This is a genomic window from Stenotrophomonas sp. B2, from assembly GCF_014947095.1.
In the GTDB taxonomy this organism is placed as follows: Bacteria; Pseudomonadota; Gammaproteobacteria; order Xanthomonadales; family Xanthomonadaceae; genus Stenotrophomonas; species Stenotrophomonas maltophilia_P.
The window spans coordinates 20,071-33,336 of sequence record NZ_JADCQA010000016.1 but is presented as its reverse complement, the minus strand read 5'-3'; the positions used below and the strand labels follow the sequence as shown (position 1 = coordinate 33,336).

General features: G+C 67.3%; 14 protein-coding genes. 6 read left to right on the top strand and 8 right to left on the bottom strand.

Annotation, left to right across the window (positions count from 1 at the left end):
• Positions 1 to 80: 80 nt before the first annotated feature.
• The 4 genes from fghA to IMX13_RS16865 all read right to left on the bottom strand — a co-directional run bounded on the left by fghA (position 81) and on the right by IMX13_RS16865 (position 3,482).
• Positions 81 to 911 carry an S-formylglutathione hydrolase gene (gene fghA, locus IMX13_RS16880; RefSeq protein ID WP_065181736.1) on the bottom strand — a complete coding sequence of 277 codons (831 nt, stop codon included), beginning with the start codon at positions 909 to 911 and terminating at the stop codon, positions 81 to 83.
• 51 nt (positions 912 to 962) lie between these two features.
• Complete coding sequence (locus IMX13_RS16875; RefSeq protein ID WP_065175135.1) at positions 963 to 2,072, bottom strand: S-(hydroxymethyl)glutathione dehydrogenase/class III alcohol dehydrogenase; 1,110 nt, start codon at positions 2,070 to 2,072, stop codon at positions 963 to 965.
• Between the two features lie 58 nt (positions 2,073 to 2,130).
• Positions 2,131 to 2,406, bottom strand: a complete 276-nt coding sequence (locus IMX13_RS16870; protein ID WP_053517440.1) for a metal/formaldehyde-sensitive transcriptional repressor — start codon at positions 2,404 to 2,406, stop codon at positions 2,131 to 2,133.
• A gap of 68 nt (positions 2,407 to 2,474) precedes the next feature.
• Entirely contained in the window at positions 2,475 to 3,482 is a 1,008-nt protein-coding gene (locus IMX13_RS16865; RefSeq protein WP_206733989.1) for a glycoside hydrolase family 43 protein, read from the bottom strand.
• Between the two features lie 145 nt (positions 3,483 to 3,627).
• On the opposite strand from IMX13_RS16865, the gene IMX13_RS16860 reads away from it, so the two are divergent.
• Complete coding sequence (locus IMX13_RS16860) at positions 3,628 to 4,032, top strand: VOC family protein (RefSeq protein ID WP_053517441.1); 405 nt, start codon at positions 3,628 to 3,630, stop codon at positions 4,030 to 4,032.
• 31 nt (positions 4,033 to 4,063) lie between these two features.
• Here IMX13_RS16860 and IMX13_RS16855 read toward each other — a convergent pair whose 3' ends face one another.
• Both IMX13_RS16855 and IMX13_RS16850 read right to left on the bottom strand, forming a co-directional pair.
• Positions 4,064 to 4,732, bottom strand: coding sequence for an SMI1/KNR4 family protein (locus IMX13_RS16855; RefSeq protein WP_111186173.1), 669 nt, complete (start codon positions 4,730 to 4,732; stop codon positions 4,064 to 4,066).
• 66 nt (positions 4,733 to 4,798) lie between these two features.
• Entirely contained in the window at positions 4,799 to 5,683 is an 885-nt protein-coding gene (locus IMX13_RS16850) for a LysR family transcriptional regulator (protein WP_193396785.1), read from the bottom strand.
• 107 nt (positions 5,684 to 5,790) lie between these two features.
• Here IMX13_RS16850 and IMX13_RS16845 point away from each other — a divergent pair, with 107 nt between their 5' ends.
• On the top strand, positions 5,791 to 6,843 hold the full coding sequence (locus tag IMX13_RS16845) for an NAD(P)-dependent alcohol dehydrogenase (protein WP_111186174.1): 1,053 nt from the start codon (positions 5,791 to 5,793) through the stop codon (positions 6,841 to 6,843).
• Between the two features lie 121 nt (positions 6,844 to 6,964).
• Here the strand turns inward: IMX13_RS16845 and IMX13_RS16840 are convergent, their stop codons facing one another.
• Entirely contained in the window at positions 6,965 to 8,329 is a 1,365-nt protein-coding gene (locus IMX13_RS16840; protein WP_065175138.1) for a glutamate--cysteine ligase, read from the bottom strand.
• A gap of 152 nt (positions 8,330 to 8,481) precedes the next feature.
• On the opposite strand from IMX13_RS16840, the gene IMX13_RS16835 reads away from it, so the two are divergent.
• The 3 genes from IMX13_RS16835 (at position 8,482) to IMX13_RS16825 (ending at position 11,555) form a co-directional block, all read left to right on the top strand.
• Complete coding sequence (locus IMX13_RS16835) at positions 8,482 to 9,186, top strand: VIT family protein (RefSeq protein ID WP_065175139.1); 705 nt, start codon at positions 8,482 to 8,484, stop codon at positions 9,184 to 9,186.
• Entirely contained in the window at positions 9,183 to 10,007 is an 825-nt protein-coding gene (locus tag IMX13_RS16830; RefSeq protein ID WP_111186175.1) for a helix-turn-helix transcriptional regulator, read from the top strand. Before IMX13_RS16835 ends, IMX13_RS16830 begins: the two co-directional genes overlap by 4 nt.
• Before the next feature lie 576 nt (positions 10,008 to 10,583).
• Entirely contained in the window at positions 10,584 to 11,555 is a 972-nt protein-coding gene (locus IMX13_RS16825) for an MBL fold metallo-hydrolase (RefSeq protein ID WP_111186176.1), read from the top strand.
• Positions 11,556 to 11,622: 67 nt separating this feature from the next.
• Here IMX13_RS16825 and yihA read toward each other — a convergent pair whose 3' ends face one another.
• A complete protein-coding gene (gene yihA / locus IMX13_RS16820) occupies positions 11,623 to 12,225 on the bottom strand; it encodes a ribosome biogenesis GTP-binding protein YihA/YsxC (RefSeq protein WP_053519877.1) in 603 nt (200 codons plus the stop codon).
• A gap of 156 nt (positions 12,226 to 12,381) precedes the next feature.
• Between yihA and IMX13_RS16815 the strand changes: the two genes are divergently transcribed.
• Complete coding sequence (locus tag IMX13_RS16815) at positions 12,382 to 13,182, top strand: c-type cytochrome (RefSeq protein WP_065175142.1); 801 nt, start codon at positions 12,382 to 12,384, stop codon at positions 13,180 to 13,182.
• Positions 13,183 to 13,266 lie beyond the last annotated feature (84 nt).

The following is a 13,266-nucleotide window of genomic DNA, read 5'->3' as shown; positions in this document are numbered from 1 at the left end:
GCGCTACATCGACGCAGGCGGTCCGTCGCGCCGGGGCATGCGCGGTTGCGTCCCGGGACCGCAGCTGTCACGCGGGCTATTCAGCCGTGCAGCGCGCGGGCGTGGTGAGCGATGTGCTCGCCGATGAAGCTGGCGATGAAGTAATAGCTGTGGTCGTAGCCATCCTGCAGGCGCAGGGTCAGCGGATGGCCGACGGCGTCGCAGGCCTGCTGCAGGCGCTGCGGCTGCAGCTGGCTCTGCAGGAACTCATCGGCCCCGCCCTGGTCCACCAGCAGCGGCAAGCGTTCGCTGGCCGCAGCGATCAGTTCGCAGGCATCCCACGCGGCCCAGTCGGCGCGGTTGTCGCCCAGATAGGCCTGGAACGCCTTCTGTCCCCAGGGCACCTGGCTGGGGGCAACAATCGGCGAAAATGCCGACACGCTGCGGTAACGCCCCGGATTGCGCAGCGCGACCACCAGTGCACCGTGACCTCCCATCGAGTGACCACTGATCGCGCGTGCCCCGGTCACCGCGAAGTTCGCCTCGATCAGCGCCGGCAGTTCCTGCGCCACATAGTCATGCATGCGGTAGTGCTTGGACCACGGCTCGCGGGTGGCGTTGAGGTAGAAGCCGGCACCCTTGCCCAGATCGTAGCCCTCCGCGTCGGCGACATCGTCGCCACGCGGGCTGGTGTCGGGCGCGACCAGAATCACGCCATGTTCGGCCGCATAGCGCTGCGCGCCCGCCTTGGTGATGACGTTCTGTTCGGTGCAGGTCAGTCCGCTCAGCCAGTACAGCACCGGCAGCGCCTGCGTTTCCGCCTGCGGCGGCAGGTAAACGGCGAACTGCATGTCGCAGCCCAGCGTGGACGAGGGATGACGGTACACGTCCTGCCAACCGCCGAAGCAGGCACGATGTTCGATGCGTTCCATGGTGTCTCTCCAGAAGGGTGGCAGCCCTGATGGCATGCCACCCGGAATGGCTCAGTAGTGCACGACCGAACGGATCGACTTGCCTTCGTGCATCAGATCGAAGGCATCGTTGATCCCGTCCAGATCCATGGTGTGGGTGACGAACGGCGCCAGTTCGATGTCGCCCTTCATCGCGTCCTCCACCATGCCCGGCAGCTGGCTGCGACCCTTGACGCCACCGAAGGCCGTGCCCATCCACTTGCGGCCGGTGACCAGCTGGAAGGGACGGGTGGAGATTTCCTGGCCGGCGCCGGCCACGCCGATCACTACGCTCTGGCCCCAGCCACGGTGCGCGCATTCCAGCGCCGCGCGCATCACGTTGACGTTGCCGATGCACTCGAAGCTGTGGTCCACGCCCCAGGTGGTCATTTCAACAATGACCTGCTGGATCGGCTTGTCGAAGTCCTTCGGATTGATGCAGTCGGTCGCACCGAACTCACGCGCCAGCTCGAACTTGGACGGATTGGTATCCACCGCGATGATGCGGCCGGCCTTGGCCTGGCGCGCGCCCTGGATCACGGCCAGGCCGATGCCGCCGAGGCCGAACACTGCCACGCTGTCGCCTTCCTGCACCTTGGCCGTGTTGTGCACCGCACCGATGCCGGTAGTGACACCGCAGCCGAGCAGGCAGACATGTTCCGGGTTCGCCTGCGGATTGATCTTCGCCAGCGAGACTTCGGCCACCACTGTGTACTCGCTGAACGTCGAGCAGCCCATGTAGTGATAGATCGGCTCGCCGTTGTAGCTGAAGCGGCTGGTGCCATCGGGCATCACGCCCTTGCCCTGGGTCGCGCGTACCGACACGCACAGGTTGGTCTTGCCACTCTTGCAGAACAGGCATTCGCCGCACTCGGCGGTGTACAGCGGAATCACGTGGTCACCCGGCTTGACGCTGGTCACGCCCTCGCCTACTTCCACCACGATGCCGGCACCTTCATGGCCCAGCACCACCGGGAACAGACCTTCCGGATCATCCCCTGACAGGGTGAACGCATCGGTGTGGCAGACGCCGGTGTGGGTGATCTTGACCAGCACTTCGCCGGCCTTCGGCGGGGCGACGTCGATCTCGACGATCTGCAGCGGCTGGCCGGGAGCAAAGGCGACGGCGGCACGGGATTTCATGGTGGGATTCTCCAAAGACAGGCAGTAACAGATGGACGACGCTATGCTGCGCCGTTGCTTATTTCAGGTACGAGCGGATCAGCCCGCTCATCTCGCGCACGCGCTCGGCGCGCTGTTCATCGGACGCTGCGGGTTGTCCGAACTCTTCGCGCAGGTGGGCTTCCATCACCTCGGACATCAGCCCGTTGACCGCCCCGCGGATGGCGGCGATCTGCTGCAGCACGGGCCCGCAGTCGGCGCCGGCTTCCAGCGCACGGTCCAGTGCATCGCACTGGCCGCGGATGCGGCGCACGCGGGCCAGGACCTTCTTCTTCTCTTCGGGAGAGTGCGGCATGGCAGGGCCACCCAGGAACTATACTGGGGGATAGTATACACAGGTGGCGGAAAGGTACATCCTGCGCCTCAGCGCAGGCGGTGCGCGGGTACGCCCTCGTGCGTCATCTTCACCGGCAGGATGCGGCCCTGCGCGTCGAAGTACAGGCGATCGATCGCGGTGACGCGGGCATTGCGGTCGGTCTGGTCGAGCGGCCGGCGGTGGTAGACGATGTACCACGTGTCATCGCCGGGCGCGTGGATCAGGGAGTGGTGCCCGGCGCTGGTCGCGATGGCCGGGTCCTGCTGCAGGACCCGGCCGATGCGTGTGAACGGCCCGGTCGGCGCGTCGGCGATCGCATAGGCCACCGAGTAGTCCGGCTCGCCCCAGCCGCCTTCGGACCACATGAAGTAGTAGCGACCGCCCCGCTTGAACATCAGCGGACCTTCCACGTACTCCGGCGCCGGCGTGATCTCCTTGAACAGCGTGCCGTCGTCCCAGGGCAGCAGGCCGCTGAAATCCGCCTTCAGGCGCACGATGTTGGCGTGCTTCCAGCCGCCATAGATCATGTACCAGGCACCATCGTCATCCTTGAACACATACTGGTCGATCGGCTGCGCGCCATTGTGGAACGCGCCCACCAGTGGCTTGCCGAGCAGATCGCGGTAAGGCCCTTCGGGCTGGTCGGCCACGGCCACGCCGATGCCACCGGTCTCGCCGTCGTTCTGGATGTCATTGGCGGAAAAGAAGAAGTAGTAGCGCCCGTCGTTGGCCACCACCGAGGGTGCCCACAACGCCTGCCTGGCCCAGGGAATGTTCTCGATGGACAGCACGCTGTCGTGCCGGCGCCAGTGCACCAGGTCGGGCGACGAAAAGGCATCGAAGGCAACCTGTTCTGCATAGGGCCGCGAGCGCGTGGGGAAGATCCAGTAGGTGCTGCCGAATACGGCCGCCTCCGGGTCCGCGTACCAGCCCGGCAGGATCGGATTGCCGGACATCACCGGTGCCTGGCTGTCACGCGCATCCGCGATGCCGACGCCAGTGGCTGCGAGCAGCACGGCCAGTGCGGCCCCCCTCCCCCATTCGCGCAGTCCCATCAGAGCCACTCCCATGCAGGTTCGATCGCTCGAGTCTAGAACGATCGCCGGCGCCTTTCCGCGACACGCTGCCTCAAACCGCGCACCCTCTTGATCGACGGGAATCATCGGCGCATGGTGCCTGGCACAACGCAGGACCCGGGCCATGATCCCCTTCATCATCAATCTGGACGTTCCGGACCTCGCGGCCGCCGAGGCGTTCTACACACGCGCCTTCGGCCTCCATGCCGGGCGCCGTCTCGGCCCGGAGGTGCTGGAACTGCTGGGCGGCCCGACCCCGCTCTATCTGCTGCAGAACGAAGCGGGCAGCGCGGCTACCGTCGACGGTGACGTGCGGGATTACGAACGTCACTGGACCCCGCTGCACATCGACTGGATCGTGGAGGACCTCGACGCCGCCCTTGCCCAGGCGTTGGCGGCAGGCGCGGCGCTCGAGCAGGCGCCACGCGAGCGTTCATGGGGGCGCATCGCAGTACTGGCGGATCCGTTCGGACACGGCTTCTGCCTGATCCAGTTCACCGGCCCCGGCTACGACGCCTTGCTGGATTGATCGGCGGAGTGCACCGGGCCCGCCGCCAGCATCAACGCACGTAGGCGAATGATTCGTCCAGCCGCTCGAATCCGATCAGCTGCTGCACCAGCGCCTGCGCCTGATCCTCATCGATCTCTCCCTGCTCGATCTCTGCGCTGCGTGCAAACAGGGCCTCCAGCGCAGTGGCCTGGTCGTCCCGCAGCCACGCGCGATGCGAGCCCAGCCAGCGCTGGAGATTGTCGGCCAGGTCACCGTGCGACAACAGCGTGTAGGGGGCCTCGTAGTCCGCCACTGCCTCCACCATCTTGCGGAACAGGAAATCCTGAAGGTTGCGGGCCAGTACGTCAGCGCGATCATCGTCGTGCCACACCAGCAGCACCGGCGGCTCGTCGCAGCCCGGCGCATTGGTCCAGAAGCAGTAGCTGTCACCGGCCCCCGTGCGGGCGAACGGCAGCAGCTGCAGATCCTGGCGCAATGGGTTGTAGTGATCCTCTGCAGTCAGCTCCTGCCAGGCCTCGAGCAGTTCGCCACGCTCAAGCGGCTCGTAATCCTGCGCATACAGCAGAATCGGCGGCACCGGTTGCAGCTCCGGAAGGAACACCTGCGCCCATTGCGGATGGGTCGCCCCCCAGCTCAGCCGGTCTTCCGTATCGAGCCGGTGGTAGAGAGCAGGAAAGGTCTGGCCGGTGGCCAGTTCGATCTCGGCAAGCGTATGCATGAACGTCCCTGTGATTGGATCGGCGCGCACTTTACCTCGACAGGCAGCGTCCGCGCAGGCATGGATCTATTCGCGCAGCATGTCCACGAATGCGCGCAAGGCCGACGCCATCTGCCGTTGCTTGGGGTAATACAGCACGAAGCCGGGAAACGGTTCGCTCCAGTCCTGCAGTACCGCCACCATCCGCCCGGCCTCGATGTGTGGGCGCGCGGCATCCTCAAGCACATAGGCCAGGCCGAAGCCATCCAGCACCGCGCGCATGATGGTGGTCTGCTCGCTCAGCGTCAGTCGCCCACGCACGTCGATTTCCAGCGACTGCCCATCGCGGTCGAACTGCCACTTGTACAGGTGACCGCTGGCGAAGCGGAAGCGGATGCATTCGTGCTGCAGCAGGTCGCGGGGATGCTGCGGTGCCGGGTGCTGGCGCAGATACTCGGGCGAGGCCACGATCATGCCGTGCAGGGCCGGGCCCAACGGCACGGCCACCATGTCCTCGGGCACGAACTCATGCAGGCGCACGCCGGCATCGAAGCCTTCGGCAACGATGTCCACCAGCCCATCGTTCTCGGTCAGCTCCAGGCGCACATCGGGGTGCGCGCGCAGGAAGCGGGTCAGGCGTGGGCCGAGCTGGGTCGGCACTGCGGCGCGGGCCGCGTTGATGCGCAGCAGGCCCGTCGGGCTGTCCCTGAACTGGTTCATTTCCTCCAGCGCCTCGTGCACCTGGCCCAGCGCCGGCTGCAACCGGTCCAGCAGGCGCTGCCCGGCCTCGGTCAGGGCCACGCTGCGCGTAGTGCGATGGAACAGGCCCACCCCCAACCGCTCTTCCAGTGCCCGGATCGCATAGCTCACCGCCGAGGTCGACAGGGCCAGTTCGGCGCCGGCCCGGCGGAAGCTGCGGTGGCGGGCCACCGCCGCGAAGGCGGCCAGGTGGGTGAGATTGTCAGTGGCCATGATTGTGCAGTCTGCCTTGATGAATCATGCCGATATCCACGCTTTGTGGGCGGGTATGAGGGGCGTATTGTAAAACGCCTTTCCACAAACCCCGCCAAGGATTCCCCATGTCCCTCGCCCATGGTTATGCGGTGCATACCAATACCGCTCCGCTCGAGCCCTTCACCTTCGAACGCCGCGCCGTCGGCGCCAACGATGTCCGCATCGAAGTGCTGTACAGCGGCATCTGCCACTCCGACCTGCACCAGGCCCGCGACGACTGGGGCGGCGCGGAGTACCCGATGGTTCCCGGCCACGAAATCATCGGCCGCGTGGTCGAAGTCGGTCCGGCCGTCACCCGCCTCAGCGTCGGCGATATCGCCGGCGTCGGCTGCATGGTGGATTCCTGTCGCCATTGCGATGCCTGCGACCACGACCTTGAGCAGTACTGCGAAAAGGGCCCGACCTATACCTACAACAGCCGCGACCGCAATACCGGTGAGCTGACAATGGGCGGCTACTCCGACCACATCGTGGTCGAGCAGCGCTTCGTGGTGAAGGTCTCCGAGACGCTGGACCTGAAGGCCGCCGCGCCGCTGCTGTGCGCCGGCATCACCACCTACTCGCCGCTGCGCCACTGGAAGGTCGGCCCCGGCCAGAAGGTGGGTGTGATCGGCCTGGGCGGTCTGGGCCACATGGGCGTGAAGTTTGCCAAGGCGATGGGCGCCACCGTAGTGATGATCACCACCACCCCGGAAAAGGGCGCCGACGCCAAGCGCCTGGGCGCGGACGAGGTGCTGGTCTCGCGCGATCCGGCGCAGATGAAGGCGCACGCCAACAGCTTCGACTTCCTGCTCAACACCGTGCCGGTCAGCCATGACACCAACCCGTACATGAGCCTGCTCAAGCGCGATGCCACCATGTGCCTGGTCGGCGTCATCACCGAGCTGGACCCGCCCCTGATGGGTGCCAGCGTGATCTTCGGCCGCAAGCACGTCACCGGCTCGGCCATCGGCGGCATGGCCGAGACCCAGGAAATGATGGATTTCTGCGCCGAGCACAACATCGTCAGCGATGTTGAGGTGATCGACATCAAGGATGTCAACCACGCGTGGGAGCGCATGGCGAAGAACGATGTGCGCTATCGCTTCGTGATCGACATGGCCAGCCTCAAGGCCTGACGGCCCGGCTGATGGAATGAAAAACCCCGGCGTCGAGGCCGGGGTTTTTTCTGCGCGCAACACCCGCCGGGCATGGCCCGGCGCTACCGGAATCATGGCGGGCATGGCCCGGCGGCCGCATTCAGTACGCGAATTCCCGGAACACCGGGTCCACGTTGCCGTGCCAGCGACCATGGAACAGCGCCAGCTTGCGCTCGGCCGGTGTCAGGCCGGATTCGACGATCTCCTGCAGCACATCCAGGAACTTGCTCTCGTCCTGGCCATCGGCATTGCGCGCGGCGCGGCGCTTCAGGCCTTCAACGGAAATCTTCACCGCCTCGCGCGCCAGATCGCGCACGGTGCCATCGCGGAACGGCAGGTTCATCGCATGCTTCGGCACGCCGTCGCGCAGGACATGGCGCTCGGCCAGGGTGAAGTCACGCACCAGATCCCAGGCCGCATCCAGCGCGGTGTCGTCGTACAGCAGGCCGACCCAGAACGCCGGCAGGGCGCACAGGCGGCTCCACGGACCGCCATCGGCGCCCCGCATCTCCAGATACTTCTTCAGGCGCACTTCCGGGAACGCCGTGGTCGTGTGGTCCGACCAGTCGCGCAGGGTCGGCAACTCGCCCGGCAGCACCGGCAGCCGGCCCTGCATGAAATCGCGGAAGCTCTGCCCGCTGGCATCGTGGTAGATGCCATCGCGGTAGGAGAAGTACATCGGCACGTCCAGCAGGTAATCGACGTAACGCTCATAGCCGAAGCCATCCTCGAACACGAAGTCGAGCATGCCGGTGCGGTCGGCGTCGGTGTCGGTCCAGATGTGCGATCGATAGCTCAGGTAGCCGTTCGGCTTGCCTTCGGTGAACGGCGAGTCGGCGAACAGCGCGGTGGCGATCGGCTGCAGTGCCAGCGAAACGCGGAACTTTTTCACCATGTCCGCTTCGCTGGCGTAGTCCAGGTTGACCTGCACCGTGCAGGTACGGGTCATCATGTCCAGGCCGAGCGAACCGACCTTGGGCATGTACGCGCGCATGATCCTGTAGCGGCCCTTCGGCATCCACGGCATCTCATCGCGCGCCCACTTCGGCTGGAAGCCCATGCCCAGGAAGCCCAGCTGGAGCTCGCCGGCCACCTGCGCCACTTCGTTCAGATGGGTACCGGTCTCCACGCAGGTCTGGTGGATGGTCTCCAGCGCCGCGCCGGACAGTTCCAGCTGGCCGGCCGGTTCCAGCGTCACCGACGCGCCATCGCGCAGCAGGGCGATGGTGTTGCCGTTTTCCTGCACGGGTTCCCAGCCGAAACGGACCAGGCCGTTGAGCAGGGCCTCGATGCCACGCTCGCCTTCAAAGGCCGGCGGTCGCAGGTCGTCCAGGCGGAAGCCGAACTTCTCGTGCTCGGTGCCGATGCGCCACTGCGCGCGGGGCTTTTCGCCGGAGGCGATCACCTCCACCAGCTGCGAGCGGTCGGTAATGGGCGTATCGGCGACGTGGCTGGGGCTCGACAAGGGGAAGACTCGCTGTACGGTGACGGGGGATGTGGGGCTGGGAGCCTTCCATCGCAAGGGCGCACTATAGCGTGGCGCCCCGTCGCAGCATGCGACGGAGACGGGTTTCAGCATCCTACCGACGACCTCTTGACCCTCGTACACTGCAAGGCATGACCCGTCATTCGCGCCATCCGGAACGACACAGGGCCGACCGCGTCGGCTGGCTGCGCGCCGCCGTGCTCGGCGCCAACGACGGCATCGTTTCAGTGGCAGGGCTGGTGGTCGGCGTTGCCGCCAGTGGCGCATCGGCCAGCACCCTGCTGGCCACCGGCCTGGCGGGCACGGTCGCAGGGGCGATGTCGATGGCCGCCGGCGAGTACGTCTCGGTGCAGACCCAGGCCGACACCGAAGGCGCCGACCTGGCGATGGAGAAGCGCGAACTGCAGGACGATCCGCACAGCGAGCTGGAAGAGCTGGCCGCCATCTACCGCCATCGCGGCCTGGCCCCGGCGCTGGCGCGGCAGGTGGCCGAGCAGCTCACGGCCCATGATGCCCTCGGTGCGCACGCTCGCGACGAACTGGGCATCACCGATACCCTGCGCGCCCGGCCGCTGCAGGCCGCACTGGCCTCCGCCGCAGCCTTCACCTGTGGGGCGGCCCTGCCGGTGCTGACCGCACTGCTGGCACCGGCCGACTCCGTGGCAGGGGTGACCACCGCCAGCACCCTGCTGGGCCTGTGCGTGACCGGCGCGATGGCGGCCCGCGCCGGAGGTGCGCCTGCCCTGCGCGGCGCCCTGCGCGTCATGTTCTGGGGCGCACTGGCAATGGCTGCAGCGGCCGGCGTCGGCCGGCTGCTGGGAGCCCACGTGACATGACCACGATGCTGCCCGCCGCAACGGCGCTGCTGGCCGAGATGTCTTCGCTGGCCGGTTGTGATCGCGCCGAGGGTTATGCCTGCGTCACCGCACGGCGCGAGCATGGCGCCAGCTCGGTGGAGATCCCGCAACCGCAGTTCGCGATCCTGCTGGAAGGACGCAAGCAGGTACGTACCGCACACCAGACGCTGGAGTTCGCGCCCGGCGACATACTGCTGCTGACCCAGCGTTGCCGCATCGACGTGGTCAACCGTCCAGACCCGCGCAGCGGCCGTTACCTCAGCGCCATCGTGCCGCTGTGTGCGGAAGTGCTGGCCGCGGCGCGGACACTGTGGAACGAGGAACTGCCCAGCGCCGGTCCGTCGATGGCGCGGTTGTCGCTGGCCGAACATGGCGCCGTGCTGCGCCGCTGGCGGCAATCGCTGCAGGACGGTCATTACAGCGACGCCCGGCTGGCCCTGGCCTCGATGGTGCTGACCCTGTGCCGGCAAGGCCACGGCAACCTGTTGCTGCCCACTGCACCGACGCTGGGTGAGCAGATACGGGATCGCGTCGCCGCTGAACCTGCGCGCGACTGGCAATCGCGTGATCTGGAGGAGCAGTTCGCACTCAGCGGCGCCACCCTGCGTCGCCGGCTGGCGGCCGAGCGTACCAGCCTGCGCCAGCTGCTGACCGAGGCACGACTGGCCCACGCCATGCAGTTGCTGTACACCACCGACCTGCCGCTGAAGACCGTGGCCGCACGCGCCGGCTACCGTTCGGCAGCCAGTTTCAGCAAGCGCTTCGCCGAGCAGTACGGACTGGCTCCTACAGACATCTGAGGGGGTCAGGCAGGGCTGCGCCCTGCACCCGCAGAGGCAACGGCCGAAGCAACAGCAACAGCGGGCTATCCGTGGGAGGGCGGGGCACTGTGGATGGCCAGGACACGCCGTAAACCCATCCATGGGGGCTCGATGGCGCCATCCATGGCGCCAACGGTCCTGCCCACCCACAGTGCCCCGCCTTCGACAGATTCCGGCGGCTGATCGAACGAATTTCCGGGGTCAGATCCGTTTTCCTGCGGAAAACGGATCTGACCCCAAGCGCATTTCCGACAGATCGCAGAAGACTGTCGAAGGCGGCGTGGGTCCGGTTGCGGGGGCGTAAGCGCCATGGATGGCGCGACCGAGCCTACAGGGACGTATTTACGGCGTCCCCCGCAACCGGGCCCACCCCGCCATCCCACGGACAGCCCGCTGTTGCTGTTGCTTCGGCCGCTGCCTCTGCGGTGCAGGGCGCAGCCCTGCCAGTCCCCTTCCCTTCCCTGAGCATTCCGCGCAGCGGTTTGAGCGCCGCGCGCACGCCGGCCACGGCACGCTAGCCGCAACGGAACCGCCCGTCCTCCATCGAGAACCCTCATGACCCTGCATCACCTGCCGCTGCGCGGCGCCCTGCTGCTGGCCCTGGCTGCGCTGCCGCTGACCGCACTCGCCGAAGCCACCTCACCCGCACCCACCCGGCAGATGCCCGGCGTCTATCACCACCGCATCGGCACCCTGCAGGTCACCGCCCTGTTCGATGGCGTGGTCGCACTCGGCCGGCAGGAAGTGGTCGACGTGCCGCCGACGCTGGTCACCCGCCTGCTGGAAGGCCGCTATGTCCCCGAAGACAGCAAGGGCCTGCAGACCGCGGTCAATGCTTACCTGATCCGCCAGGGCAATCACCTCACTCTGGTCGACACGGGCACCGCACAGTGCTTCGGTCCCGGCCTGGGCCAGGTACTGGGCAACCTGCGTGCCGCAGGCGTGGATCCCGCCGAGGTGGACGACATCCTGCTGACCCACGCCCATCCTGACCATCTGTGCGGCGTGCTCGACGCGCAGGGCAGGCCGGCCTATCCGAACGCGACGGTGTGGCTGTCCAGGGCCGACGCGGACTACTGGCTCAACCCGGCCAGCGAAACCACCGCACCGGAGGGCGTGCGCTTTGCCTTCCCGCTCGCCCGAACCGCCGTGGCGCCTTATCAGGCCAGCGGCCACCTGCGTACCTTCGAGCCTGGCGATGCCCTCCCCGGCGGTGCCCTGGCGATGGATACCCATGGCCACACCCCCGGCCACGTCTCTTACCGGTTCGACAGCCAGGGCCAGTCACTGCTGGTGTGGGGCGACGTGCTGCACTTCCACGCGGTGCAGTTCGCCCACCCGGAAGCCGCGTTCGAGGCCGATTCGGACCGCAAGGCGGCCACGGCCAGCCGCCGCAGTCTGTTGCAGCAGGCCACCGCCGGGGCGTGGTGGGTGGCGGGTGCGCATCTGCCTTTCCCGGGCCTGGGCCACGTGCGCAGGGAAGGCCAGGCCTATGCCTGGGTGCCGGCGGAGTATTCGCCATTGTGAGGGTGTGCCGACCAAGGTCGGCCCCCACCGATCCGGTAGCGCCGGGCCATGCCCGGCGGGCGAGAGGTTATTCCAGGCCCAGCCAGCCACCGATCACGGCACGGGCTTCGTCCACGCCGGTGCGGTCCTCACCGGAAAACACCTGCACGCTGACGCTGTCGCCGTAGGCCGACTGCAGTTCCTTGCGCACCTTCTGCAGCGTCTGCATCTGCTGGCCACGGCCCAGCTTGTCGGCCTTGGTCAGCAGCGCATGCGCCGGCAGGCCGCGCTGTACGGCGTAGGACAGCATCTGGCGGTCGTAGTCCTTCAGCGGGTGGCGGATGTCCATCACCACCACCAGCCCCTTCAGTGCCTCCCGGGTACGGAAGTACCTGTCGATGAAGGCCTGCCAGTGCGCCTGCAGCTCCAGCGGCACCTTGGCGTAGCCGTAGCCGGGAAGGTCGACCAGGCTTGCTTCCGGGGTGATCTGGAAGAACACCAGCTGCTGCGTGCGGCCGGGGGTCTTGGAGACGCGGGCCAGGGCATTCTGCCGGGTCAACGCATTGAGGGCGCTGGACTTGCCGGCGTTGGAGCGGCCGGCGAAGGCCACTTCGGCCCCTTCGTCGGGCGGCAGCTGCCGCGCGTTGTGGGCCGAGAGGTGGTAACGGGCGCGTTCAAGGAGCAATGACATGCGCATAGGATCGCATGTTGCGGCGCCGCGCGCCCGTGCCGACGGCCCCAGCGGGGATTTTGCTGCACTGCTTCGTTGACCGTGCGTGGAAACGCCGTTGATAATCCGGGCGATGCCGGCGGCCACCGCCCGGCCCGGTCCATACGGAGCTTTAGCATGCGCCACGCTCGCGTTCTTGCCGTATCCGCCCTTGCCACTGCTGTCGTTGTTGCCGCCGCTGCGTTCGCGCAGACCACGTTGACCCCGCTGCCCGACAACGGGCCGATCAACACCGCCTCGCTGGAGGTGGATTTCAGCAAGACGACCTGGGGCGATGCCAAGGCTGGCCAGGGCAAGGCTGCGGCCTGCGCGGCCTGCCATGGTGCCGACGGCAATTCCACGGTCGAGATGTACCCGTCCATCGCCGGGCAGAGCGAGCGCTATGTCGCCCAGCAGATGGCCCTGATCGCCAACGGCCAGCGCAGCTCCGGTGCGGCAGTGGCGATGGTGCCGTTCGTGCAGAACCTCACCCCGCAGGACATGCGCGACATCGGCGCGTTCTTCGCCACGCAGAAGGCCACCGCCGGCATCGCCGACGACACGGCGGTGACCGAAGGCCCCTACAAGGGCATGAAGTTCTACCAGATCGGCCAGCAGCTGTACCGCGGCGGCGACGCGTCGCGCGGGCTGCCGGCCTGCATGGCCTGTCACGGCCCCAGCGGCGCCGGCAACCCGGGCCCGGCCTACCCGCATATCGGTGGCCAGCACGCCAGCTATGTCGCGCGCCGCCTGCAGGAGTACCAGGCCGGGCAGACCAACGAAACCGACAAGGCACACTTCCAGATCATGGCCGCGGTGGCACAGAAGCTGACCGAACAGGAAGTGCAGGCGCTGTCCAGCTACCTGCAGGGCCTGCACAACCGGGCCGACGACGTGGCCACCGAAGCCACGCCGGCACGACCGGCCGCCGCCCCCTGACCGCCACTGGTCGGCCCGGGCCGCCACCGCGGCCCGCGCCTGCGGTATGTTTCCTTCACGCCGGCGACTGCGCCGGCGTTGCTT

Coding starts and splice junctions, on each gene's coding strand:
- IMX13_RS16835 (WP_065175139.1), top strand. CDS start 8,482: ATGACCCGTCATTCGCGCCATCCGGAACGACACAGGGCCGACCGCGTC.
- IMX13_RS16870 (WP_053517440.1), bottom strand. CDS start 2,406: ATGCCGCACTCTCCCGAAGAGAAGAAGAAGGTCCTGGCCCGCGTGCGC.
- IMX13_RS16815 (WP_065175142.1), top strand. CDS start 12,382: ATGCGCCACGCTCGCGTTCTTGCCGTATCCGCCCTTGCCACTGCTGTC.
- IMX13_RS16875 (WP_065175135.1), bottom strand. CDS start 2,072: ATGAAATCCCGTGCCGCCGTCGCCTTTGCTCCCGGCCAGCCGCTGCAG.
- IMX13_RS16860 (WP_053517441.1), top strand. CDS start 3,628: ATGATCCCCTTCATCATCAATCTGGACGTTCCGGACCTCGCGGCCGCC.
- IMX13_RS16850 (WP_193396785.1), bottom strand. CDS start 5,683: ATGGCCACTGACAATCTCACCCACCTGGCCGCCTTCGCGGCGGTGGCC.
- fghA (WP_065181736.1), bottom strand. CDS start 911: ATGGAACGCATCGAACATCGTGCCTGCTTCGGCGGTTGGCAGGACGTG.
- IMX13_RS16830 (WP_111186175.1), top strand. CDS start 9,183: ATGACCACGATGCTGCCCGCCGCAACGGCGCTGCTGGCCGAGATGTCT.
- yihA (WP_053519877.1), bottom strand. CDS start 12,225: ATGTCATTGCTCCTTGAACGCGCCCGTTACCACCTCTCGGCCCACAAC.
- IMX13_RS16845 (WP_111186174.1), top strand. CDS start 5,791: ATGTCCCTCGCCCATGGTTATGCGGTGCATACCAATACCGCTCCGCTC.
- IMX13_RS16855 (WP_111186173.1), bottom strand. CDS start 4,732: ATGCATACGCTTGCCGAGATCGAACTGGCCACCGGCCAGACCTTTCCT.
- IMX13_RS16825 (WP_111186176.1), top strand. CDS start 10,584: ATGACCCTGCATCACCTGCCGCTGCGCGGCGCCCTGCTGCTGGCCCTG.
- IMX13_RS16865 (WP_206733989.1), bottom strand. CDS start 3,482: ATGGGACTGCGCGAATGGGGGAGGGGGGCCGCACTGGCCGTGCTGCTC.